Source organism: Pseudomonas sp. S9 (assembly GCF_000222125.1).
Taxonomy (GTDB): Bacteria; Pseudomonadota; Gammaproteobacteria; order Pseudomonadales; family Pseudomonadaceae; genus Aquipseudomonas; species Aquipseudomonas segetis.
Genome location: NZ_AFFX01000008.1, coordinates 184155 through 206905, shown reverse-complemented (window position 1 = coordinate 206905; position 22751 = coordinate 184155). Strand labels below are relative to the sequence as shown.

The 22751-nt window shown below is 54.0% G+C and carries 20 protein-coding genes; 9 read left to right on the top strand and 11 right to left on the bottom strand.

What is annotated here, in order from left to right:
- Positions 1 to 169: 169 nt before the first annotated feature.
- The 5 genes from dctP to PSES9_RS0116205 form a co-directional block, all read right to left on the bottom strand.
- Positions 170 to 1159, bottom strand: coding sequence for a C4-dicarboxylate TRAP substrate-binding protein DctP (gene dctP / locus PSES9_RS0116225; protein WP_010488693.1), 990 nt, complete (start codon positions 1157 to 1159; stop codon positions 170 to 172).
- Between the two features lie 335 nt (positions 1160 to 1494).
- Positions 1495 to 2880 carry a sigma-54-dependent transcriptional regulator gene (locus PSES9_RS0116220; RefSeq protein WP_010488692.1) on the bottom strand — a complete coding sequence of 462 codons (1386 nt, stop codon included), beginning with the start codon at positions 2878 to 2880 and terminating at the stop codon, positions 1495 to 1497.
- A gap of 190 nt (positions 2881 to 3070) precedes the next feature.
- The gene (locus PSES9_RS0116215) at positions 3071 to 4888 is read right to left on the bottom strand and encodes a sensor histidine kinase (protein ID WP_010488689.1); all 1818 of its coding nucleotides are present in this window, start codon (positions 4886 to 4888) and stop codon (positions 3071 to 3073) included.
- Between the two features lie 98 nt (positions 4889 to 4986).
- Positions 4987 to 5838, bottom strand: a complete 852-nt coding sequence (gene yghU / locus PSES9_RS0116210) for a glutathione-dependent disulfide-bond oxidoreductase (RefSeq protein ID WP_010488687.1) — start codon at positions 5836 to 5838, stop codon at positions 4987 to 4989.
- A gap of 44 nt (positions 5839 to 5882) precedes the next feature.
- A complete protein-coding gene (locus tag PSES9_RS0116205) occupies positions 5883 to 6590 on the bottom strand; it encodes a haloacid dehalogenase type II (RefSeq protein WP_010488685.1) in 708 nt (235 codons plus the stop codon).
- 133 nt (positions 6591 to 6723) lie between these two features.
- Between PSES9_RS0116205 and PSES9_RS0116200 the strand changes: the two genes are divergently transcribed.
- From PSES9_RS0116200 to PSES9_RS0116190, 3 genes are all read left to right on the top strand, one after another.
- Positions 6724 to 7320, top strand: coding sequence for a TetR/AcrR family transcriptional regulator (locus tag PSES9_RS0116200; RefSeq protein WP_010488683.1), 597 nt, complete (start codon positions 6724 to 6726; stop codon positions 7318 to 7320).
- A 205-nt stretch (positions 7321 to 7525) separates the two neighbouring features.
- Complete coding sequence (locus PSES9_RS0116195) at positions 7526 to 8767, top strand: OprD family porin (RefSeq protein ID WP_029529596.1); 1242 nt, start codon at positions 7526 to 7528, stop codon at positions 8765 to 8767.
- 83 nt (positions 8768 to 8850) lie between these two features.
- Positions 8851 to 10449, top strand: coding sequence for an argininosuccinate lyase (locus PSES9_RS0116190; protein ID WP_010488680.1), 1599 nt, complete (start codon positions 8851 to 8853; stop codon positions 10447 to 10449).
- A gap of 103 nt (positions 10450 to 10552) precedes the next feature.
- Here PSES9_RS0116190 and PSES9_RS0116185 read toward each other — a convergent pair whose 3' ends face one another.
- Positions 10553 to 11764 carry a cation:dicarboxylate symporter family transporter gene (locus PSES9_RS0116185; protein ID WP_010488678.1) on the bottom strand — a complete coding sequence of 404 codons (1212 nt, stop codon included), beginning with the start codon at positions 11762 to 11764 and terminating at the stop codon, positions 10553 to 10555.
- A gap of 124 nt (positions 11765 to 11888) precedes the next feature.
- On the opposite strand from PSES9_RS0116185, the gene PSES9_RS0116180 reads away from it, so the two are divergent.
- Positions 11889 to 12833, top strand: coding sequence for a LysR substrate-binding domain-containing protein (locus tag PSES9_RS0116180; RefSeq protein ID WP_010488677.1), 945 nt, complete (start codon positions 11889 to 11891; stop codon positions 12831 to 12833).
- A 157-nt stretch (positions 12834 to 12990) separates the two neighbouring features.
- The gene (locus tag PSES9_RS0116175) at positions 12991 to 14619 is read left to right on the top strand and encodes a methyl-accepting chemotaxis protein (RefSeq protein ID WP_010488674.1); all 1629 of its coding nucleotides are present in this window, start codon (positions 12991 to 12993) and stop codon (positions 14617 to 14619) included.
- Positions 14620 to 14695: 76 nt separating this feature from the next.
- Here the strand turns inward: PSES9_RS0116175 and PSES9_RS0116170 are convergent, their stop codons facing one another.
- The 3 genes from PSES9_RS0116170 to PSES9_RS0116160 all read right to left on the bottom strand — a co-directional run bounded on the left by PSES9_RS0116170 (position 14696) and on the right by PSES9_RS0116160 (position 16040).
- Positions 14696 to 14902, bottom strand: a complete 207-nt coding sequence (locus tag PSES9_RS0116170; RefSeq protein WP_010488672.1) for a helix-turn-helix transcriptional regulator — start codon at positions 14900 to 14902, stop codon at positions 14696 to 14698.
- Positions 14899 to 15273 (bottom strand): hypothetical protein, encoded by a 375-nt coding sequence (locus PSES9_RS0116165; RefSeq protein WP_010488670.1) that lies wholly within the window; start codon positions 15271 to 15273, stop codon positions 14899 to 14901. Before PSES9_RS0116165 ends, PSES9_RS0116170 begins: the two co-directional genes overlap by 4 nt.
- Before the next feature lie 86 nt (positions 15274 to 15359).
- Positions 15360 to 16040, bottom strand: coding sequence for a DUF899 domain-containing protein (locus PSES9_RS0116160; protein ID WP_010488668.1), 681 nt, complete (start codon positions 16038 to 16040; stop codon positions 15360 to 15362).
- A 521-nt stretch (positions 16041 to 16561) separates the two neighbouring features.
- On the opposite strand from PSES9_RS0116160, the gene PSES9_RS25585 reads away from it, so the two are divergent.
- Positions 16562 to 16705, top strand: coding sequence for a sigma factor-like helix-turn-helix DNA-binding protein (locus PSES9_RS25585; protein ID WP_443216058.1), 144 nt, complete (start codon positions 16562 to 16564; stop codon positions 16703 to 16705).
- Positions 16706 to 17057: 352 nt separating this feature from the next.
- Here PSES9_RS25585 and PSES9_RS25580 read toward each other — a convergent pair whose 3' ends face one another.
- Together PSES9_RS25580 and PSES9_RS23785 are read right to left on the bottom strand one after the other, a co-directional pair.
- Complete coding sequence (locus PSES9_RS25580) at positions 17058 to 17267, bottom strand: hypothetical protein (RefSeq protein WP_338000646.1); 210 nt, start codon at positions 17265 to 17267, stop codon at positions 17058 to 17060.
- A 335-nt stretch (positions 17268 to 17602) separates the two neighbouring features.
- The gene (locus PSES9_RS23785) at positions 17603 to 18253 is read right to left on the bottom strand and encodes a TetR/AcrR family transcriptional regulator (RefSeq protein WP_010488665.1); all 651 of its coding nucleotides are present in this window, start codon (positions 18251 to 18253) and stop codon (positions 17603 to 17605) included.
- A 278-nt stretch (positions 18254 to 18531) separates the two neighbouring features.
- Here PSES9_RS23785 and PSES9_RS0116140 point away from each other — a divergent pair, with 278 nt between their 5' ends.
- From PSES9_RS0116140 to PSES9_RS0116130, 3 genes are all read left to right on the top strand, one after another.
- Positions 18532 to 19866 carry an alginate export family protein gene (locus PSES9_RS0116140; RefSeq protein WP_010488662.1) on the top strand — a complete coding sequence of 445 codons (1335 nt, stop codon included), beginning with the start codon at positions 18532 to 18534 and terminating at the stop codon, positions 19864 to 19866.
- 41 nt (positions 19867 to 19907) lie between these two features.
- On the top strand, positions 19908 to 21086 hold the full coding sequence (locus PSES9_RS0116135) for an MFS transporter (RefSeq protein ID WP_010488660.1): 1179 nt from the start codon (positions 19908 to 19910) through the stop codon (positions 21084 to 21086).
- A 224-nt stretch (positions 21087 to 21310) separates the two neighbouring features.
- Positions 21311 to 22741, top strand: coding sequence for an amidase (locus PSES9_RS0116130; RefSeq protein ID WP_010488657.1), 1431 nt, complete (start codon positions 21311 to 21313; stop codon positions 22739 to 22741).
- Positions 22742 to 22751: the final 10 nt, after the last annotated feature.

Genomic DNA, 22751 nt, shown 5'->3' with positions numbered 1-22751 from the left:
AAGCCTTCTTCGAAGTGGTCCCAAACGCGCCGCAAGGCGTTCATCAATAAGATCTCCAAAGGTGAGGGGCGAAGACCGTGGTAACCCGCGATCTTGCTTGGGGCCCGGTAGCGCGTGCCCTGGAGGCGCGCGCTAGCGGGTTTCGAGCCGCAATTGCGGCCAGGTCACCTTAGTTGTTCGAAGCTTCAGCGGCCTTGATCAGGTCAGCACCGATGTCGCCTTCAAACTTCTTCCAGACTGGCTTCATGGCATCGCGCCACTCAGCACGCTGCTCTGGCGTCAGGGTGATGATCTCGCTGGTTTTAGCGTCGATGATGCGCTGCTTGTCACCTTCGTTGAGGATCTCGGCTTGCTTGTTCACTTCAGCGGTCACTTCAACCAGGATCTTGTCCAGTTCGGTGCGTACATCTTCAGGCAGGCCGTTCCAGAACTTGGTGTTGGTGATCAGCATGTAGTCCAGTACACCGTGGTTGGATTCGGTGATGTACTTCTGAACTTCGTTGAACTTCTGGCTGTAGATGTTCGAGTACGGGTTTTCCGCACCGTTTACAACGCCAGTTTGCAGGCCTTGGTAAACCTCGGCAAAGCTCATCTTGCGTGGGTTGGCGCGCACTGCCTTGAATTGCTCTTCAAGTACTGCAGAAGCCTGTACACGGAACTTCAAGCCGCGAGCGTCTTTAGGTTCGTGCAGTGGCTTGTTGGCCGACAGCTGCTTCATGCCGTTGTGCCAGTAGCCGAGGCCTGTGATGTTCTTCGATTCCATCGAAGTCAGCAGTTCCTGGCCTTGTGGGCTTTGCTGGAATTTGTCGACGGCGTGAATATCGTTGAACAGGAACGGCAGGTCGAAAATCTGCAGTTTTTTGGTGTATTGCTCGAACTTGGCCAGCGATGGAGCGATCAGTTGCACGTCGCCGAGCAGCAGGGCTTCCATTTCTTTACCGTCACCGAACAGCGACGAGTTCGGGTAAACCTCTACCTTTACTTTGCCTGGCAGGCGTTCTTCAACCAGTTTCTTGAACAGGTTTGCGCCTTGGCCTTTAGGGGTGTTGTCGGCTACGACGTGGGAGAATTTGATCACGATCGGGTCGGCCGCCTGGGCCATACCGGCGATGCTCAGCGACAGGGCACATGCGAGTGCCTTGGCAGTCATTTTGAACATGCGAATACTTCCTCTTGTTGTGTTTATAGCGTTGAGCGCCGTAGCGCGAAAACCGGGCGAACAACAACAAGTCTAGGCTGCTTGTCAGAAAATGACGGGCGCATGGCAGAGATTACCTGGCTTGTATTTGTTGTATCGCCTGCAAAGGGTAGAGCAACGGCCATGCCAGTGTATTGCTTGTGCGAAAAACAGTTAGCAATTTCAGTGGGTAATTCCAATAGCTCCCGTTGTTGCTGGCTTTTATCTATGTTGAGGTTGACGATGATATTTTATTGCTATGCGAGATTCGCATAGCAATAGTTGATTGGCTATTAGAGGTGGCGGTTTTTCGCCAGTTAGTCCGCGCTATCTGGCGAGCTTTCGCCAGTGTCAGCGAAACTCAGGCCATGTTTGCGCAATTTGTCGTGCAGGGTCTTGCGGGGCACGCCCAAGGCTTCGGCCAGGCTGCGCATCGAACTGTGCGAGCGATTGAGTTCGGCGGCGATGATCGAGCGTTCAAAGCGTTCAACCTGCTCACTCAGTGATTCGCCTTGGGGGTTCTGTACCGGCGGCTCATCAATCACCTGTTCAAGGCCCAGGCCAAGCCCCAATGCAAATCGCTCGGCGGCATTTTGCAGCTCGCGCACGTTGCCTGGCCAACTATGACGGAGCAATTGCGCCGATTGCGCAGGTTGCAGGGCGCGAGTGGCCAGCGAGTGGCGTGCACTGGCATTGTCGGCAAAGTGCTGGAACAGCAGCAGGATGTCGTCACCGCGCTCGCGCAGCGATGGAATACTGAGCGGCGCCACATTCAGGCGGTAATAAAGGTCACCCCGGAAACGGCCTTGGTCCGCCGCTTGGCGCAAGTCCTCCTTGGTTGCGGCAATGATACGGATATCCAGAGGTATCAATTGGTTGCCACCCAAGCGCTCGACCACCCGCTCTTGCAGCAGGCGCAGCAGCTTGACCTGCACGTCCAGGCTCATGCTTTCGATTTCATCGAGAAACAGCGTGCCGCCATTGGCAAACTCAAACTTGCCGATGCGGCGCTTCTGCGCGCCCGTAAAGGCGCCAGGCTCGTGGCCGAACAGCTCGCTTTCAACCACTGACTCAGCCAGTGCTCCGGCGTTGATCGCAACAAATGGCCCGTCGCGGCGGCTGGACAGGTCATGCAAGGCACGTGCGACCACCTCTTTGCCGGAGCCGGTTTCTCCCAAGATCAATACATCGGTGCTGATACTGGCGAGCGCACCGATTTGCTCACGCAAGCGCTGCATGGGGATTGATTGACCAACCAGGCGCGCGGTCAGTTGGTGCTGGTCGGTCAGGGCCAGGCGCAGGCTGCGATTGTCCAGGACCAGGCGGCGCAAGGCCAGCGCACGGCGCACACTGTCGAGCAGATCTTCGCTGGCAAAGGGTTTCTCAAGGAAGTCATAAGCCCCGGCGCGCATGGCTTGCACGGCGAGCGGTACGTCTCCATGGCCGGTAATCAACAGAATGGGTAGCTCGGGGTCTTGTTCCTGCAATTGCTTGAGCAGTTGCAGCCCATCAATGCCCGGCATGCGGATATCACTGACCACCACGCCTGGCCAATCGCGGGCAATATGCGTGGCGATGTCCTGGGCATTGGCCAGGCTGGTGACCTGCAAGCCTGCCAGGTCAAGCGTCTGGCTGAGTGCCTGGCGTAGGTGAGGATCATCATCAATCAGCAAAACCTGAGTACGGGCGTCGAGGGTGGTCATGGAGCAAAACCTCAGGGTTGAGCATCAACATTCCATGTTAATGGGCAGGTAAATGTCGGTTGTGGCAATTTTAGAGTCTTTGCAACCACTCACCTGATGGCTGGCACCAGGGAGCGGGTGCAGCCACCTAGATTAAGCCAGTCTGAGCAGTGCAGGAATTGATCTGGTTCAAGGCTTTTCCAGTGGCGGCTCAGCTTTCGTTGTAATGGTCTTTGTTCATGGTGTTGTCGCTGCGCAGCAAGTGCAGGGTCAGCACGGCGCCGCCATCTTTATGATTGGCAAAGCGCAGTTCGCCGCCCAGGGCTCGCATCAAGGCTTCGCAAATGGCCAAACCCAAGCCCAGGCCCTGGGCGCTGGTTTTTGTGGTGTAAAAGGGTTCCAGTGCGCGCTGCAGGGCTTCGGCGCTGAAACCCGGGCCATTATCACGCAGATGCAGGTCCAGGGTGGTTTCGGTCAGTTCTGCGCTGATCCAGATCCGACGCGGCTGCGGGCTTTCACTGAGTGCATCCAGCGCGTTGGCCAATAAATTGCCGAGCAATTGGCGCAGGCGCGTTTCGCCAGCCTGGACCCACAGGGTTGCATCTGGAAGGTCGCGAATCAACTCTACGTCCATGGCGCGGCGACGCTTGGCCAGCAGGGCCAGGGCATCATCAATGGCGGGTTGCAGGGCGACGGTTTCCGGGGCATGCCGGTCGCGGCGGGCGAAGGCGCGCAGATGCGAGATGATCGATGCCATGCGTTCGGTCAGCTGGCTGATCAGCTTGAGGTTGTGGCGGGCATCGTCATTGCGTTGGTGGTCGAGCAGCACCCCGGCATTTTCTGCATAGCTGCGGATGGCCGCGAGCGGTTGATTGAGTTCGTGGCTGATGCTTGCAGACATGGTGCCGAGCGCCGACAACTTGCTGGCCTGGACTAGCTCATCCTGTGCTCGAACCAGCTCTTGCTGGGCGTTTTCTCGTTCAAGCACTTCAAGGCGCAGGCGACTGTTGAGTTGCTCAAGGTCCTGGGTGCGCTCCAGTACCCGCTGCTCAAGTTGCAGGCGTGCCTGGGCGTCGAGGGCAATACGTTCAAGATAGTGGCGCCGCCGCTGCATCAGCAAACCGAGCAGCAGTATCAGCATCAATAAGGCCGCGCCGCCGACAGCGACTGCGCTGCGCACTGGGCGATCAAGCAGCGCACGGGGCGCAACGATGCTTACCGTCCAACCGATGTTGTCGAGTTTGCGCGATTGCTGCATCCACGCATCGGGCTGAAGCTTCAACGGTGGCGGTGATTGAATTTGATAGGGCTGTGTGTCGGTAATCGCTGCGCGTTCGGCATTGTCCAGCGCTCGGGTTGCGTGGAAGCGCCAGCCCGGATGCGAGGTCAGAATCACTACGCCGTAATTGTCGGTCACCAGCAAACGTTCCGGGCGTTCACCCCACAGGGTTTCGGTGTGGTCGAGATCGACCTTGACCACCAGCACGCCAATGACCCCGCTTGTGTCGCGCACGGCGGCGGCAAAGAAGTAACCGCGCTTGCCCGATGTGGTTCCCAGTCCGAAGAAGCGGCCGGGACGACCCTGCAGCGCTTCGCGAAAATAGGGGCGGTAAGAGAAGTTGCGCCCGACAAAGGAGTCGTCCTGCTGCCAGTTGGAGGCTGCCAGGGTTTGTCCATTGGGCGCCATCAAGTAAATAACATCGGCACCGGTTTGCTCTTTTAAGTCATTGAGCAAGCGGTTTGCGTTATCGCGCTTAGCTCCCGAGTCGGGTTGGCCCAATAGTTGGCGCAAGGTTGGCAGTTGACCCAGAATCGGCGGCAAAACCTCATAGCGATTGAGGGTGCCAAGCAGGTTGGCAACATAGAGGTCGAGAATCTGCTGCCTCTGCTCAGCCAACTGTTCGCGGTAGTAACGCTCGATAACAATTTGCAGCGGCCACAACAGTGGCGCGAGCACAAGCCCTAGCAGCAGCAAGCTGCGCCAGCGCAGGCGACGGGGGACAGTTGAATGGGTGGTTGCTCGACTCATGCTGCGCATTATGCACAGAGCGTAATAAAAGCGCTTGCCTGAGCATTGAGTTCTCACTCGGGCAAAACCTGTCCGAGTGAGACTAACTCCGCACGCAGCTAGGCGATATTGTCGAAGTCGCTGGCATCATGGCGTTCGCGCAGTTGCTCGTGTGGCTCGCCCCAGGTGCGATTGACCATACGCCCGCGTTTTACCGCAGGACGACTGGCAATGTCCTTGGCCCAACGCTGCAGATTCTCATAACCTTGCACTTGCAGGAACTCGGCGGCATCGTACAAACCGCCCAGGGCGAGCACGCCGTACCAGGGCCAAATGGCGATGTCCGCAATGCTGTATTGATCGCCGGCGATGTAGCGGTTGTTGGCCAGTTGGCGATCCAGCACGTCGAGCTGGCGTTTGGTTTCCATGGTGAAGCGGTCGATCGGGTACTCGAACTTGCTTGGCGCATAGGCATAGAAATGCCCAAAGCCGCCACCCAGGTATGGCGCGCTGCCCATCTGCCAGAACAACCAGTTGAGGGCTTCAGTCCGGGCTTTGGGCTCGCTTGGCAGCAAGACACCAAATTTCTCGGCCAGGTGCAGCAGGATCGAACCGGACTCGAACAGCCGTACCGGACTGGCGCCACTGTGATCCATCAGCGCGGGAATCTTCGAGTTGGGATTGACCTCGACAAAGCCGCTGGAGAACTGGTCACCTTCTGAAATATCAATCAACCAGGCATCGTATTCCGCCCCTGAATGCCCCAGCTCCAGCAACTCTTCAAGCATCACAGTGGCCTTGACCCCGTTGGGCGTTGCCAGTGAGTAGAGTTGCAGCGGGTGCTTGCCGACGGGCAGGGCTTTTTCGTGAGTCGGGCCGGCAATCGGGCGGTTGATACTCGCAAACTTGCCGCCACTTTCTTTATCCCAGGTCCAGACGGCGGGCGGGGTGTAGGTGGAGTCATCTTGCATTGTGCGTTCCTCTATTGAGCGATAGTGGATCTGAGCCTAGCGGCTTAATGAGTGCCAGCTGGGTGTGCGTCGGCGATGATCAGTTGCGCCAACTCACTGAATTGGCTCGCAACATAGTCAGGTACAGGCACGCCGGTTGCTGACAGTATTGCGTTGTGTGGTCGTGTCAGCAGGGCGCCCTTGCATCCGGCAGCTTGTGCGCCAATGGTGTCCCACAGATGGCAGGCAACCATGATCAGCTCGCTTGGCTGCACCTTCATGTGCTCGGCCACCAGTTGGTAGGTTTGTGGGGCGGGTTTGAACTTCTTTACCGATTCCACGCTGAATGAGCGTTCAAAGAACTCGCTTAAGCCAGCCCGTTCAAGTGCGGTGGGGGCAGGGCTGCTGGCCGAGTTGGTCAGCGTCACCAGGCGAAAACCCGCGTCGCGCAATAGCCTCAGTGCTGGCTCTGCGTCGGCATGGGCGGGCATGGAGCTCATGCGCTGCTTGAGTTCGTCGAGATCTGCATGGCTGATGGTTTTGCCGTAAATCGTGGCGAGCATCTCCAATGCGCCAGCGCCAAGCTCGCCGAACGGGCGATAAAGACCGCTCAGGGTCATGGTTTGTGAGTAAAGGACCAGCTGTGCGAACCACTCGCGCAGCACCGTTGAGTCTGCAAATATGCGTTCAAACACGGGGTTTAGCGCGGTGATGTCGAGCAGGGTTTCGTTCACATCAAACACTATGATTGGCAGTGGCTTGCGTGTGGGCATCGGGAAATCCTCTTGCCGGGGCATTTTTGAAGGATCGTTCAAATATGGCTCCACGTTAATTGAGAGTTTGCGGTCGATCAAGCTATAATTGAGCGATCACTCAAAAACAAGTCACTGCTCCCAAAGGATCGCCATGCCCCGTGCCGCCCGCTTTGATCGCCAAGTCGCGCTGGAACGCGCTGTCGAACTGTTTTGGTCCAGGGGTTATTACGCATCCTCCATGAAGCATATCGAGCAGGCGCTGGATATGCGTCCCGGTAGTCTCTATGCGACTTTCGGCAGCAAGAGCGGCTTGTTCATCGAAGCGCTGGATGCCTATGTTGAACGCACGGGGGAGAACTTCCGTTTGATGCTCGACCAGGCGCCCACTGTCATTGACGGATTGAAGGGCTACCTGCGTTCATTCGCCTGTGTGCGCAATGCCCAGGCGCCGGCGCAAGCCTGCATGCTGGTCAAGACCCTGCTCGAAATCAATCCGGAAGATGCGCAACTGCTGGCCAAGGCCGACGCTGTTCTGGCACAGGTAGAACAACGCATCTGCATGGCCCTGGAGCAGGCCCGGCTTGCGGGCGAATTGCGCCCAGAGGTTGATTGCCCAAGGCTGGCACGTTTGCTTCAGGCGCAAATGATCGGCTTGCGGGGATTTTCCGAGCGCGATATCCCCAATGCTCAGATTGAGGCGTTGGCCGATGACATGGTCAATATGATTGATGCCTACAGGCACGCCTGAGTATTACTTCCCGCCTTCGTCCAATTCAAGCAGCAGGCCTGACGCTATGGGCGTTTCCAGGCAAGTGCCTGGCTATATAAATATTTTTTAAGTATCGATTAGATACTTTACATATATTTTTAATCTTGATTTTTTGTCTCTAGCATCTCGTTTGCTGCCACTTGCCTGACAGCTCAAATAAAAACAATTAAACGAGGCAACAATCATGACGAGATGCCACTTGCGTGTCCAAACTGTGCTCGCCGCCAGTTCGGTCTTAGCTATTCCCTTTACTGCCAATGCAGCTTTCTTTGAAGACAGCAAAGCCTCAGTCGAGCTACGTAACTTTTATCTCAACAGCGATTATCACCAGCCAGGTGCCAGGCAGTCGCTGCGCGACGAGTGGGCGCAAGGTTTCATCCTCGACTACCGCTCGGGATTTACCGAAGGCACGCTGGGTTTCGGGGTTGATGCCATAGGTTTGCTCGGCGTTAAGCTTGATTCCGGCCCCGACCGGCAAAACACCGGTTTGCTGCCAGTGGGTGACGACAAAGCGCCCGATGAGTACAGCCAATTAGGCGCAGCGGCCAAGGCGCGTATATCCAAGAGCGTGTTGCGTGTTGGCACTCTGATACCCAAGTTGCCAACTGTGCTACCTAATGATTCGCGACTGCTGCCGCAGACATTCCAGGGCGCGCAGTTGCAGTCAAAGGAAATCGACAACCTGACTGTGGATCTTGGTCGCCTGACCCAGAACAGTCTGCGTAACTCTAGCTCGAACGATGACATGGCCGTTGCTGGCAAGGGGATTCAGGGCGGGCAGGAGAGTGATGAATTCAACTTTGCCGGGGCCAATTACAAGTGGGATAAAAACTTCACGACGGGCTACAACTACGCCCATCTGGACAAGAACTACCGCCAGCACATCGCCAATATCAAATACAAATATCCGCTGGGCGATGAGCAGTCTTTCGAGACGGACATCCGCTATGCCTACTCCAGTAATGACGGCAAGACCAATATCGACAACAAGGCCTTTGGCGCCAAGTTGATCTACAACCTTGGCGGTCACTCCTTCGGGGTCAATTACCAGGAAATGAATGGCAAGACTGGCTTTCCGCACATCGAAGGCACCAACTCTTACCTGGTCAACTACGTAATGATTTCCGCTGACTTTGCCAGCCCGGAGGAGCGTTCCTGGCAGGCACGTTATGACTATAACTTTGCGGCGGTTGGCCTGCCCGGCCTGACCTTTATGACTCGCTATACCAGCGGTGACAACTTTGTCCGTTCGCCTGGCCGCGAGGGCAAGGAGTGGGAGCGCAACACCGATATTGCCTATGTCGTGCAGAGTGGCCCGTTCAAGGATTTCGGGATCAAGTGGCGAAACGGCACCTACCGCAGCAATGGTGGCAACGATATCGATCAGAACCGTTTGATCTTCAGCTATAGCCTCGCGCTGCTCTAGGCCCGGTTGGACTGCCCCTGTTTTTTTAGTCATCGCCCAAGTGCTGGGCATGACCAATCCGAACTGTACGGAAGGAACGCAACATGAACTTCAGAAAGAACCTGATCCACCTTGCTGTCGCCTACTCGATTTTTTTCTCCTATGGTGTCCAGGCTGCCAACACGGCAGAGCTGCCTTGCCGGACCACAGCTGAGTGCGCCCCCAAAGCCGAGAAAATCGGCGCAACAGTGGACAAGCACAGCGGCAAGGGGGGCGCCTACGAGGAACAGTTCAGTTGGATGAACCGCATCAACAAGGCTTCTATCGTAATGCTCACCGAAGAGGGCGTGGTCACGCCCAAACTTGGCCATCTGATTGCCGGTGGCGTGCAGCATGTGATCGACCAGGCCAGGCAACCTGGCGGCAAGCGGCCCAGCGATGTGCTGCAGGTTGAGAAAATCATGGTCGATAAAATTGGTCCGCAGGCCTCCCTGATTCACTCAGGGCGCAGCCGCCAGGATATGTACGCAACCTATCGTCTGGCGGTGCTGCGCGCCCAGGTTCTGGATTACAGCGATGCCTTGAACAAGGTGCGCGAACGCATGCTCAAGATCGCTGAGAAAAATGTCGATACGCTGGTCCCGGCGTACACCAATGGCGTGCAGGCCATGCCGATCAGCTATGCACATTACTTGCTGGCATTTTCAGCTTCATTCGAGCGGGACGCACAACGTATCCACGAGCTTTATGCGCGCTTGAATCTAAGCCCGATGGGCACTGCTGTGTTGGCTAATTCTGGCTGGCCCTTGAATCGTGAGCGCCTGGCAGAGTTATTGGGCTTTGATGGCCTGCGCGAAAACTCCCTTGATGCGGGGCAGGTTTCGACCTTTGATATTCCGTTGGAAGCGGCTGGTATTGCTTCATCCTCCGCTATCCGGGTGGGGGCCATGATTGGTGATATCCACACCCAATATCACCAGACGCGCCCTTGGTTGCTGCTAGAGGAAGGTTCGACCTACACCAGCAGCGCCATGCCCCAGAAGCGTAACCCTGGCTTGCTGATGCGCACCCGTGAATCTGCATCCGATGTGGTTGGGTTGGCGAATGCAACCACTATTCGTGCTCACAACGTAACCACCGGCATGACCGACTATAAAGCCGCTTTCGATTCACTTGGCCTGTTCACTTCGGCGACCCAGATGTTCAAGCGATTGGACAAGGTATTGGCCGCATTGGTGATCAACCCTGAGCGTGCAATGGAGGAGCTGGATTCCGACTGGACCACATCCATGGAGCTTGCCGATACCTTGGAGCGTGAATACAAGGTGCCGTTTCGTATTGGCCAAAACTTTGCTTCGCTGATTGTGAGCGAAGCGCGCAAGGAAGGTTATTTCCCGAAAAACTTCCCCTATGCCGATGCGCAAAAGCTCTTCACCCAGGCGGCCAGGAAGTACAAGTGGGAGTTGGAGAAGTTGCCTTTGGATGAGGCCGCTTTCCGGGCGACTTTATCGCCGCGCGCCATGGTGGAGTCACGCAAGGGCACGGGCGGTCCACAGCCGGCAGAGGTAAAACGCATGCTGGCAGAAGCGCAGAAAAACCTGAAATCTGACCGCAACTGGATGACCAGGCACCGTCAGCACTTGCTGGATGCCGATGCTGAACTGGACAAGGCATTTGGCAAACTGGTCAAGGCCGCTAACTAGCGATTACCCAGGCTGCCACTGCGACCAGCAAGCGACCGGCACAATGCCGGTCGTTTTCTTGTGCCTGGTATATGGAAGGTCTAGCCGCGACCGACTCCAGTCTTCAGCCCAGTGCCTGGGCCAGCTTCTGTCTATCCAGTTCGTTATTCCAACTGGCGAGCGTCAAGCAGGCAACGCAGTTGCCCAGTACATTGGTCAGTGAGCGGCACTTCATCATGCGTTCCACGCCGATAAGGATGCCAATGCTTTCCAGCGGCAATATTTGCAGCACGCTCAGGGTCGCGGTCAGGGTAATAAACGCCGAACCGGCGACAGAGGTAGCACTCAGCGAAGTCAGCAAGCAGACTAGGAAAATGCTCAGGAGCAACTGTGGGGTGAGCTCGATATGAACCGACTGGGCGAGAAATATCACCGCGACCATCAAGTAGATATTGGAACCATTGAGGTTGAAGCTATAGCCGGTAGTCAGCGTCAGGCGTGCAAGCTTGCTGTTGCAGCCTGCGGCTTCCAGCTTGTCGATCAGGCGAGGCAATGCAGCCACCGATGAGCCAGTGGAAGCGACCAGGAAGAGTTCTTCCTTGATGTAGCCAAGCAGCCGCCACAGGCTGACGCCACTCAAGCCCAGCGCAAATGCGAGCACCACAAGAATATAGAGCAGGCTGGCGGTGTAGGCGGTGGCAATGAATTTGGCCAGGGGAATGGTCGCGGCGGCGCCGTATGCACTGATGGTAAAGGCGATGGCGCCAAAAGCCGCCAGCGGGGCGAAGCGAATAATAAATCGCATTACCCGAAACACCAGCCCGACAGAATCATCAAGCATCTGCCTGAGTCGGATTCCCTTGTTACCTGAAAGGCCGAGCAAGAGCCCGGCAGCCAGCGCCGCGAGCAGCACCTTGAAAATAATGCTGTGGCCAAATGCAGTGGCGAGCAAGGAGGGAATGTGCTCGATAGAGACAAGATCAACAGTTGCAGGCCTGTATATGAAGCCTTGCTCAGCCATGGGCATACCCACACCCGGTTGCAGGAACAAGGTAACCGACAAGCCACAAAGCAAGGACAACAGCGACATTAATTGCCAAAAGCCAACCGTGCTCAGGCCAAGCTTCAAGCTCGCGCCGTAACCTCGCAAGCCGGCGACGCTTGAAGCAATAAGTACGAACATCACAATCGGTGTGATCAAGCGCACCACTGCAATAAACAGGTCACTGAAGGCTTTCATCTCGATCGCCAGCGAGGGCTTCCAGACACCCAGGAGGCTACCAAGCACTACCGCCAGCACTAACTGAGCAAGGCCTGATCGTACAACTCTGAACATCAGCAGTTCTTAATTATTATTGGTTTGACCCCCTGCGCAGACTGGGGCCTGACATCCTATCCCATCACTCGTGGATTCGGTATCGTGCAGCGCAGTTACTCATTCGACACATGGTGAACTGATCATGGAATTGCGTCATCTTCGTTACTTCGTCATGGTCGCCGAGGAGCAACATTTCACCCGTGCCGCTGCCCGGCTCAACATGCAGCAGCCACCCTTGAGTCAACAGGTTCGTGCATTGGAGCAGGAACTTGGTTTTGATCTCTTTGTACGCCACCCCAAGGGTGTGGTGCTGACTGCGGGTGGCAAGGTGTTCCTGGGCGAGGCCAAGGATATTCTGCGTAGGGTCGAACTCGGTTCACTCAAGGCGGCGCGAGCCGCTCAGGGCATAGAAGGCACATTGAGCGTCGGCTTCACCAGTTCGGCAGCTTCACACCCGCTGATTCCGCAGATTATTCGCAACTATCGTGAGCGCTATGCAGGGGTGGATATCAGTTTGCATGAGGGCAATGCCAGCGAGCTGACCGAAAACGTCATGGCCGAGCGTACCGACATCGGCATTCTTCGCGCGCCTGTCGCGCACCCCAAGGCTTCTCAGTACCAGCACTTGTTGAATGAAGAATTATTGCTGGTCCTGCCTTCAGGTCACTCGTTGCTCAAAGGGCAATCGTCCGCCATTGAAATGAGTGTGTCGTTGGCCGATCTGGTGGATGAGCGCTTTATCCTAGTTCGTCGCCCTGGAGCACCCGGCATGTATGCCAACCTCGTGCAGGCTTGCCGCAACGCCGGTTTTGAACCGACGATTGCCTTTGAGGTTGAACGCATGTTGACCAACGTCAGTTTGGTGGCTGCGGGTGCAGGCATCTCGGTGGTGCCGGCTTCCATGCAGGGCTTTCATGAGGGGAGCGTCGTCTATTGTCGTATACGCGATGCCAAGCCTCGATTGACCGCGCCTGTCACATTGCTGTGCCGCAGTTTTAATCAATCGCCGCCGATCACCCATTTCATCGAACTGGCCCAGCAGTTAAGCAGCCAATACCGCAAGCGCTCGATGTCCAGGAGCCGTTAATGAAGCTGGATAGCGAATAATCCGAGGGCCTTCCTGAGGCCTGGATATTCGATCATGCAGAACTTTTGCCTAGCAGTCAGTGGCTTCGTTGTTATCTAAGTAAAGTTTTTCTCCGGGGGTAACGATAGGTTGGTTACCAACCAAGGAGGGTACTGTGATGATTTTACGAAGACTGAAATTGGCTCCCCGTTCGGTTATTTGCTTTGGCTTTTTTTGTCTGATTATCGTGGCGATTGGACTGCTGTCCTTATACCAGGCAAACAAGCTTAACGACTTTGAAACGTACGTTGAGGTCAACGTCCTGGGCAGTATCAAAACCGTCGGCGAGGTGGGTGAAGAGTTCGCGAGGATTCGAGCCAATAATGCTCGCCTGCGCAACCCTATCGAACCTAAAGCACGTACCACCAAGGCGCTCAATGACATCAAGCAAGCCAGAGTGCGGATAAGCGGTCTTATGAAGTCGCTACTGCCATTCGTGACCACTGCGGACGGGCGCGAAGCATATGATGCGTTTGTCAAAACACGCGACGCCTACACAGTTGTGCAAGATAGATACTTGGCGACAATCGAGGCTGGGCAGCTTGAGGCTGCTGTCGACCTATCAAGCAGCGAGATGCGGCAGGCCGCGCAGAAGGTCCAGTCTGCCCTGGATGGGTTGACCAAGGTCAATCAAGAAAAGGCGAGGCAGGCAGGTATCGAGGCCGATGTCATTTACCTGCAAGCCCAGATAATGGTTTGGGTCTCGATCGCCATTGGTTTTGCCGCTACTGTGATTCTCGCCTTGCTCTACACCCGCAGCCTAACGGTGCCCATCGGTTACTCTTTGGTAATCGCTGAACGTATTGCCGCCAATGATTTGAGCCAGCAGATCACCGTTGATGGCTCGGATGAACCGGCGCGTTTGATTGCAGCATTAGCCACCATGCAGGCCAAGCTGCGTGAGGCCCTGGCAACGATTAGCGACTCATCAACCCAATTGGCAGCAACCTCGGAGGAAATGCATGCAGTCACCGAAGGAGCTGCACAGACAATTCAACGCCAAGGCCATGAAATTGAAATGGCAGCGACCGCCGTGAATGAGATGAGTGCTGCTGTCGAGGAAGTTGCCAGTAATGCGTCCTCGACATCGCAGATGACTTCGCAATCGAGTGATGCGGCTGCAGCGGGCAAGGCTCAGGTCGATGAAACGGTTAGTGCGATCAACCTCGTAGTCTCCAATGTCGAGGCAACTTCCAGCGAGGTGCAGTCACTGGTGGTGATGGCGACCGACATCAGCAAGGTGCTGGATGTGATACGGGCCATTGCCGAGCAAACCAATCTACTGGCGCTGAATGCTGCGATTGAGGCGGCAAGAGCTGGCGAGGCCGGTCGAGGTTTTGCCGTCGTCGCAGATGAAGTCAGGGCGCTTGCACACCGGACCCAGCAATCGACCCATGAAATCGAGCAGATGGTGAGTTCGATCCAGACCGGAACCTCAAATGCCGTGTTGTCCATGTCGCAAACCAATGCCCAGGCTCAGAAAACCCTTGAAATGGCGCATAGCGCAGGCAGGGCCCTTGTTGATATCACTGAATCCCTGACTCAGATAAACGAACGCAACTTTATGATAGCGACGGCGGCGGAAGAACAGGCTCAGGTCGCCCGTGAAGTTGATCGGAACCTGGTCAGTATTCGTGATTTCTCCGGGGAGACATCCGAGGGCGCCAGCCAGACAGCGCTGGCAACGGCCGAACTATCGACCCTGGCGACGGGCCTGAACCAACTGACCAAGCAATTCAAGATTTGAGATGGCATCCTCGCACCGCTTGGCCCTGTCTAGAGCTGGGCGGTGGTTGTGGGGAGGCCATCTGGTCCGAGTCAACTCAGCAAGACGTTGGCGCTTCATCATCGAAAATGCTTTCGATGGGTTGCTGGAAAACCCGTCCAATCTGGAATGCCAACGGCAAGCTGGGATCATATCGACCGTTTTCAATCGCATTGATTGTCTGGCGCGAGACGCCCAGCATTGAGGCCAGATCTTGCTGAGACCATTTGCGTTCGGCGCGAAGCGCCCTGAGTCTGTTTTTCATTGATAGCGGCGCTTGGCGATCATCAGTCCAATTATCCAAGTCGCCCCCATTAACGGCCACACGCAAAGCCATGACAGGTGAGGGGCGCCTACATTTTCCAGGAAGCCATAGCTGAAGGTCAGTAAAGCTGACACTGCGAATGCAAAACCGAGCGCCTCAAACTGAATGCGCAGCTGCATTTCATCAAGGCGATGCAGTTGTCGAACAATAGCCCAGCAGAGCAAGCCAGCCGGAATCATCGGCGCCATGGTGATCAATATGCGTAACGCCAACGGGGCGTCCTGGTACTGGCTAAGTAACAGGAGCGATACTGCCAGAACCAGCATGTAGAGGGCGATTGCGCCACCGAGTTCGTAATAGTACTTGGTCATGCCGTTTGCTCTGTGGAAAGGGTGCTTTACATTAGCCTGGCCTGTGTTGCATATAAAGCACGCTTTCCATTTTGCGTGATCGGCTATTACAGCTCGTATTCGTCGTGGCGCCGATTCCAGCCATAGGGTTCGGTCTGCGGCCAGCCTGGCGGGGACTGCTCCCAGTTCTCCTGACGCCCATAAGGAGTCAAATCCAGGTAGCTCCAGTGCGTGCCAAGGTATTCAACACCGCGTGCGCCCGTGTAATAGGTTCGATAAACAGTGTCGCCGTCACGGATAAATACGCTGGCACCATGCTTTTCACCTGCCTGGGTGGTGGCGCCGAAGTTGTAGTTGAACTCGCTCCGGTATGACGAATACCAAGGGATAGCATCGGACCAGCCCATGCGGGTTCTATACTTTTCGAGCTTTTCCAGGGGCGCACGAGAAACCATCACCAATGATGTATCACGGGCAAGCAGGTGGGCCGGGTGAGTCATCGCATCCGCAACCCATGAACAGCCGTCACACCCGGCATTCCAATCGGGGCCAAACATGAAGTGATAGACAATGAGCTGGCGCCGTCCTTGGAATAGATCGAGCAGGGATGCGGTTCCCTTCGGTCCTTCAAACGAGTAGTGCTGTTCAACTTTTACCATTGGCAGCTTTCTGCGCTCGGCATTCAGGGCATCGCGGGCGCGGGTGAGCTCTTTTTCTTTTACAAGCAGCTGGTCGAGCGCTGCTTGCCAGTCTTGCTGGGACACAACCTTTGGCAGTGGTCGAGACATGACACAACCTCCCTCCTGATGCAGTCGAGGGCCGGGCGATGACAATCAACTGCGGGTTATTGAGTGCATAACGACGAGTTACATAGCCTAGTTCAAAAGGTGATTAATGCGCACTGGTTTAGCTTGGTCGTGGAGCGAATACAACGCAGTTGCCTTGGCGGGTCAGGGCGCGCTATGCCTGCCAACTGGCAATGGTGCGCAAGCAGAGAAAACAGTGTCGCGAGTTTATAAACTTGTAAGCTGGAGTACTCGAACAGCAAAATGCGAATAATTAAAATTTGCAGGGGCCGGCAGTGTCCCACTTCACGACCAGCAAGCTGGGATTCTTCTTCAGCGACCTTCTGCCAGATATTGGTATCTAGCGTTGATCCGGACGGCATAGAACAGCCGCGGGCCAATCTACCGACTATCGCTCGTCGGCTGATTTCCGATCGCTATCGCCGGCGCTATCTTGAGCGGCTATCTGCATGACCTGAAGCCTTGGCCCCTTCACCGGAAAAACTCGCCTTGCTGGTCGAGGCATTGAGCGCAACCGATCGCTCACTTGCTGGCCTGCCCCATGCGGTGAAAAAGCCTTTCTCCTCAGTCATCTTGATGGTTTCAGCTACCAGGAAATCGGTCGCCGCATGGGGGCATCTGCATCAAGGGCTTGGTGGTCACTATGAAACCTTGGGCAGTTTCGAGTGACGTACTCCGGTCTTGGCGCGTGAGGTCTTGCTGCAACCTGCCGTATCGCGGCGAAAGGTACTGCGTGGTTTGACAAGCTTCGGCTTGTTTGGCAGCGGATTGTGACTGTTGGGGCGCACTCGACCTGGCCAGACAATGTTCGTCGACTTGAGTACGGGCACGGGCGAACGAAAGCGTTACGATCTCGACGATGGCAGCCTGTTCAACCTCAATGCCGGCAGTTCAGTGGATATTAATCTCACGGCCAGTGGACGCCCAAACACATGCTGCGCATGTGGGCTGACTACCGCCTAGAAGGTCAATAGGACCACGTCAGCCTCGGCGGCGGCTTCACCTCGCAAGGCCCGGGAGTTCGACGTACCCGGCTTCACCGTCTGGAATGCCCGCGTAGGTGATCGTTTGAGCGGCGAAGTCGATCTGGCCGTCAATGCCAACAACCTGTTCGACAAGCGCTACTATCTTCCAGGCTTCGCCGCCGTAGATGGGAGCAATAGCTTCGGCGACCCACGAAACCTGATGTTCAACATCTAGAGCGGGCAATAGTGATCCGTCTTTCAAACCCGAATAGATACAGCCAGCGTGACCACTATTTCCCTGCCAGCATAGAAAGGCTGGCTTATAACTGGCGAGTGGCCTCTGGTAAGGGGCAGCAAAGTGCACGCCAACACCAATGCTGTCGGACAGCGCCCGCCAAGGGTTTTCCGCATTGATTGACCCTCCGGCCTTTACTGACCATCGCAGGAGAGGTGCCCCTGTAATGCAGGAAACAGCCACTGCGCAGTGGCAAAAATATTGGGAAAACGAAGGGCGGGTATTTGAGATCGTTTAGCCGTTTTCAAAAATCAATGAGCGCTGAAGTTAGTCAGAAATAAGGGCTATTTCTGACTAACTTCAGCGGGGGGCCGTAATAAGTCGGATTCACCTGTGGTTTCAATTCCAGCGCAAAGAACGTCGAATGTCTTGCGCATTTGGATAGCATGATTATGCAGATCAGGCTGAGGCTGGGTAACAACCCGTACGAACGCCATATTACTCAGATCGCTAACGATGCACGCAGTGGCGTCGACACTGACCGATAATTTGAGCATGCCGATGCGCTGGTAGCTATGCAGAATCTGCTTGAGTTCAAAAACTACACCGTCATTCCAGCGTTTGAAAATATCCTGCAGGTCTCCAGCGATAAGAGCTGGCGCGATTTCAGCCCATAGCTTGGGAGGGAAGGCTTCCAGCTGGAGCATCGCGACTTCTGTATCAATCTCGCATAGAGCGTTAACCAAACTACTGGCCCTTTCAGCCCGATAACGGATGCGTTCAATTGCGGCGGTGTCCGGCGCCCTCAGAAGCTCCAGCAAGATTTCCTGCTTACCACCAAAGTAGTTCACTACGGTGGGGGAGGACACTCCGGCCCGGGTGGCTATTTGATCAAGCGTCGCAGCTGAAAACCCCAGCTCACTGAAAACGGCTAGCGCAGAGTCAGCAATTTCTTGACGACGCTGTGCCTTCTGCCGCGCTCTCAATCCCGTCATGGCAAGTCCTCTGGTTCGATTTCGGCAGTCTTAAGGGTCTATTTTTTCATTCAAAATATTTTCTTTACAAAAATATTTTTTAATGGCAAAAATTACCCATGGCCCCCTGATGTGGAAAGGGGTGAGCCTAGCGTGGGCCTGCGTGTCTCACAGCTCTGGAATGCTTCAAGCGCCATTACAAACCGCTTTACCGAGTCGATATGAGATCAGGACGATCTCTAATCTCGGATCTTTTTCTCTGCTCTGTTTATAAAAAATAAAATACACAGGAGCTAAAAATGCGTAGGTTCTTTAGTACTGGCGGGTTCGTTTACCTGTCGTATGGTCTTGGTCTAACGCTTTCTGGAGCCGCTTCAGCCGGCTATCCCATCGAAAACGGCGATTTCAAAGCTGATTTCAGCCTAAGCGCGCTGGCCGCCTCTGTTTCCTCAAGGAATGCCAATTTTGGCCTAGGGGCATTTGATGCCCGGTCAGGAAAATCCACGGGGCAAAGTCATACCTGGCAAGAGTATTCGGTAAAGCCAGGTGCCACTATCGAGTACACCCTAAACCCAGACGTCACTCTATTGGCTGGAGGATCCGTCGTGGCGGCGACCACACAGGGCGGATCTGACCCAGGTGGCTATACCCGCGATGGCGCAAAAAATACCGCTTTAGAAGAACTATATGCAGGCGTGCAGTTCGGAGACTGGAAACTCACCGTAGGCAATCAAGATTTTGCAGTAGGGAATATGTTCCTTATCGGTGACGGAAACATTGATGCGTTTGGTGACGCCGCTTATTTCAGTGCCCCCAGAACTGCATACCGGGACTCTGCTGTCCTCGGTTGGACAGGTAGCAATGCCAGTGCCCAAGTTTTTTCTCTTCGCACAGACGACCATACCGGTGACTTTAGACTGCAAGGTCTGAACGTTGATTGGGAGTTAGAAAGTGTCGTGCTAGGGGCAATGTTTTATAACGTCGATACCTTGGAATCGGAGATATCAACCTTTTCTATGCAGCGGGATGGTCAAAATGTTTATAACCTTCGCGCGCTCAAAGGCCAATTATCCGGTATTCCCGGTCTAGCGTACAACGCAGAGTATGCATTACAGCGAGGTGATGGAGACGGAATAAAATATGATGCCAAGTCTTGGTATGCGTCCTTGGACTATACATTCGCAGCACCATTAGAGCCTTCTCTAGGATATCGCTATGCATATTTTTCTGGCGATAATGACCCCGCCGATAATACCAGGAAAAGCTTTGATCCTGGTTCTAAGGGGTTCACCGATTGGGGGCAGTGGTTGATCGGTGAAGTTATCGGAAATTATGTGCTGAGCAACAGCAATACAAAGGTCAACACGTTTCGCGGAAGAATTAAGCTCAACGAAGCATTTGCCGTTGGCGCTCAAGTCCATCATTTCGAATTAGCCGAAAACAATTATTTCGGTACACCTGTGACAAATAAGAATTTTGCCAACGAGACAGGTCTCTACCTTGAGTGGACACCAACGTCTTCAATTTATTCCTTCGTTTCTTTTAACTGGGCAAAGCCGCTGTCCGGTGCGAAGCAAGTATTGGGTGACGAGGCCTTTAGCGCTCTAGAGTTTTGGGTCGCTTACACATACTGATCAGGCCATTTCTTTAAACACCAAGACATCACGGGTGTACCATGCACAATAATCAAGAAAAAAATTTAAATCGCGATCGCCTGCTGCTCATATGGATTGCAACTATTTCAATAATTATCGTCGGTATTCTGCCGATGTTTGTTTGCTCGCTCGCTGCAATTCGAAATCTCGGCCTTGCCGAACAGGGCTGGTTAATATCCGCAGAATCATATGGTTTGCTTGTGGGTACTGTACTTTGCGCCTCACTAGCCAGGCGTATAAAACCTTCGGTGTTATTCATTAGTGCTGGATTAATCTCGCTTATATTCAACTCCCTATCCGCTGAGGCTGCTGGCTTTCAAGTAGTCCTGGCGTCACGGTTCATGGCCGGCTGTGGTGCTGGCCTGGCATACAGTCTAGCCATCTATTACCTAGGGTTGCTCAAAGGGCAGGACCGATCCTATGGCGTAACGCTTGCGATGCAAACATTAATCTTCTGTGGATACGCAATTGTTTATCCAGTAATAGCCGAGCATTACAGTTCTCAAATTGCAATTTACTCCGTTGGGGGCTGGTTCCTAACAGTGACCATTGCTGGCGTTTTTTTAAGTGGGTATCTATTTAGCCTGAAACAGAAGACTTCATCTGCAGATAAACCAGGTGGCGGTATGCATTTTGATGGCGGGGTTGCCCTAGTCGGAATGATGCTGCTGGAAATGGCCATATTCTCAATGTGGGGATACGTGGGAAACATTGGAGTCGCCCACGGAATATCCGAAGTGGACATCGGTTGGGCATTTGGTATCGGTCTATTAGGAGGCCTGCCCGGGGCCGGATTCGCTGCCTTGGCTGGTAATCGATGGGGTAGGAAACCTTTCATCCTGATCGGATGCATGATGATCGCTTTTCCGACAGTAGTTCTGGCCGCTACTACTGTCACGGTTAGTGGGCTAACGGCGTTGCTTTTTGTAATTAACGTAGGGTGGATGCTCGCGCTTTCTTACTACATGGCTCACATCGCCGCCAATGATCCAAAACTGATCTACGTCAGGGTCATGGGCGTAGTCCAATGTTTAGCCGCAGCTCTTGCCCCGACTCTAATCGCCAGCATTGTTGTCGAGGACAGCCTTACCCCCGTATTCGTGGTCTGTGCAATCTGCTCTGCAGTTGCAGGCGTGATTGTTTACGTGCTCAGAACGCCTCAGTTACGCGCTTTACCTGAACTTTCGTCCGATATCTGAAAGGAGTAGCTATGCAAACCCTGTATCACAACACAAAAAAATTGGACCGTTAATCAGGATCAGCCTTGGGCTGAGGCAATGCTGGTTACCCCTATAAAACCGGACGCCGGCACCCCGTTAAATCGGGGCTTTAGCCAGGCGTCTGAACTCCCGAGGTGAGCAGCACTTCAGCGCGCTGTGCGGCTGTTCCTAGTTGTAATGCTCGAAAGCGATTGAGAGATAAAATGATAAACAATCTTTGTTATATTTCAGCGACAGACGCTATTCAAAAATATAAGTCTGGTGAACTTTCACCAGTAGATGTTATGAAAGCCGTGATAGAGCAAGCAGAAAAGCATGACGACGACGTAAAAGCTTTCTCTCATACATTTTTCGACGATGCGCTCAAGCAGGCGAAGGATGCCGAAGTTAGGTATAAGAATGGTACTGCCCGCCCTTTAGAAGGCATCCCAGTCGCAATCAAAGATGAGCTGGATCACGAAGGTAAGCCTAATACCATCGGCTCTGTTTTAATGAAGGATAATATTGCAACGACCAGCGCAGTGGTCGTAAAGCGTACTCTTGATGCTGGTGGTATTGTCCATGCTAGAACGTCAGTGCCTGAATTCTGCCTTCATGTATGTACATGGAATAAAGTTTCTGGAGTCACACGCAATCCCTGGAACAAAGAGTTTACCAGTGGTGGCTCTTCGGGTGGCGCTGGGGCTTCGTTGTCCCTAGGTACAACAACGCTCGCTATCGGGAGTGATATTGGTGGTTCTATACGAATTCCAGCCTCACAGAGCGGCGTAGTTGGATTTAAACCCCCCTATGGCAGGGTGCCAGAAATACCATTTTACAACTTGGATACATATGCCCATCAGGGGCCTATGGCAAGAACGGTTGATGATACAATTCTTCTTGAAAATGTGATGGCCGGGCCAGACTCATCCGATATAGCAAGTATTTACCCTAAATTGATACTGCCAGATAGCTATGATGATATTCGAGGGATGAAGATCGCATATACCATTGATTTTGGTTTTAGAGATGTTGATATCGATGTGCAAAAAAATACGTTGGATGCTGTATCGCGTTTGCGATCTTTAGGTGCTGAGGTTGATCTGGTTGATCTAGGCTGGACAGCCAAAAGTGACGAGGCTGCAATGGTTCACTTACACTTTTTGGCTGGCAATAATCTGAGGTTGAATCTTAACAATAACTTTGCCAAGGATCAGTTGGCAAATCTCACAAGCTACATATCTCGGTTTATTGATGACGGAGGCAAGGTAACCATAGATGATTTTATTGAATCAAAAATGGTTGAGTTTGAAATGTATCAAGCCTTGGGGGAAGTATTTAAATCTTACGATGCCTTGATATGTCCAACTACCGCCATGGCAAGCATTCCAGCCGATTGGGACTTTACAAAAAAATCACTTTCCATAAACGGGAATATGTATTCAGGTCTGTTCGATATGAGTTTTGCTCACTACTTTAATATGCTCAGCCGATGCCCTGTTCTTAATCTCCCATCTGGTTTTGATCGAAACAGTGTGCCAACCGGCATTCAAGTCGTTGGCCCAACTTACAGGGATGATGTGGTATTTAGAATAGGTAAATCCTACGAGTCAGCATATAAGCTCTTCAGTAATGGTTTGTTTCCGTTAGTTTAAAAGCTTCCTT

Coding starts and splice junctions, on each gene's coding strand:
- PSES9_RS0116130 (WP_010488657.1), top strand. CDS start 21,311: ATGATAAACAATCTTTGTTATATTTCAGCGACAGACGCTATTCAAAAA.
- PSES9_RS0116175 (WP_010488674.1), top strand. CDS start 12,991: ATGATTTTACGAAGACTGAAATTGGCTCCCCGTTCGGTTATTTGCTTT.
- PSES9_RS0116170 (WP_010488672.1), bottom strand. CDS start 14,902: ATGAAAAACAGACTCAGGGCGCTTCGCGCCGAACGCAAATGGTCTCAG.
- yghU (WP_010488687.1), bottom strand. CDS start 5,838: ATGCAAGATGACTCCACCTACACCCCGCCCGCCGTCTGGACCTGGGAT.
- PSES9_RS0116215 (WP_010488689.1), bottom strand. CDS start 4,888: ATGAGTCGAGCAACCACCCATTCAACTGTCCCCCGTCGCCTGCGCTGG.
- PSES9_RS0116190 (WP_010488680.1), top strand. CDS start 8,851: ATGAACTTCAGAAAGAACCTGATCCACCTTGCTGTCGCCTACTCGATT.
- PSES9_RS0116135 (WP_010488660.1), top strand. CDS start 19,908: ATGCACAATAATCAAGAAAAAAATTTAAATCGCGATCGCCTGCTGCTC.
- PSES9_RS23785 (WP_010488665.1), bottom strand. CDS start 18,253: ATGACGGGATTGAGAGCGCGGCAGAAGGCACAGCGTCGTCAAGAAATT.
- PSES9_RS0116180 (WP_010488677.1), top strand. CDS start 11,889: ATGGAATTGCGTCATCTTCGTTACTTCGTCATGGTCGCCGAGGAGCAA.
- PSES9_RS0116140 (WP_010488662.1), top strand. CDS start 18,532: ATGCGTAGGTTCTTTAGTACTGGCGGGTTCGTTTACCTGTCGTATGGT.
- PSES9_RS0116165 (WP_010488670.1), bottom strand. CDS start 15,273: ATGACCAAGTACTATTACGAACTCGGTGGCGCAATCGCCCTCTACATG.
- dctP (WP_010488693.1), bottom strand. CDS start 1,159: ATGTTCAAAATGACTGCCAAGGCACTCGCATGTGCCCTGTCGCTGAGC.
- PSES9_RS0116185 (WP_010488678.1), bottom strand. CDS start 11,764: ATGTTCAGAGTTGTACGATCAGGCCTTGCTCAGTTAGTGCTGGCGGTA.
- PSES9_RS0116205 (WP_010488685.1), bottom strand. CDS start 6,590: ATGCCCACACGCAAGCCACTGCCAATCATAGTGTTTGATGTGAACGAA.
- PSES9_RS0116160 (WP_010488668.1), bottom strand. CDS start 16,040: ATGTCTCGACCACTGCCAAAGGTTGTGTCCCAGCAAGACTGGCAAGCA.
- PSES9_RS0116220 (WP_010488692.1), bottom strand. CDS start 2,880: ATGACCACCCTCGACGCCCGTACTCAGGTTTTGCTGATTGATGATGAT.
- PSES9_RS0116200 (WP_010488683.1), top strand. CDS start 6,724: ATGCCCCGTGCCGCCCGCTTTGATCGCCAAGTCGCGCTGGAACGCGCT.
- PSES9_RS0116195 (WP_029529596.1), top strand. CDS start 7,526: ATGACGAGATGCCACTTGCGTGTCCAAACTGTGCTCGCCGCCAGTTCG.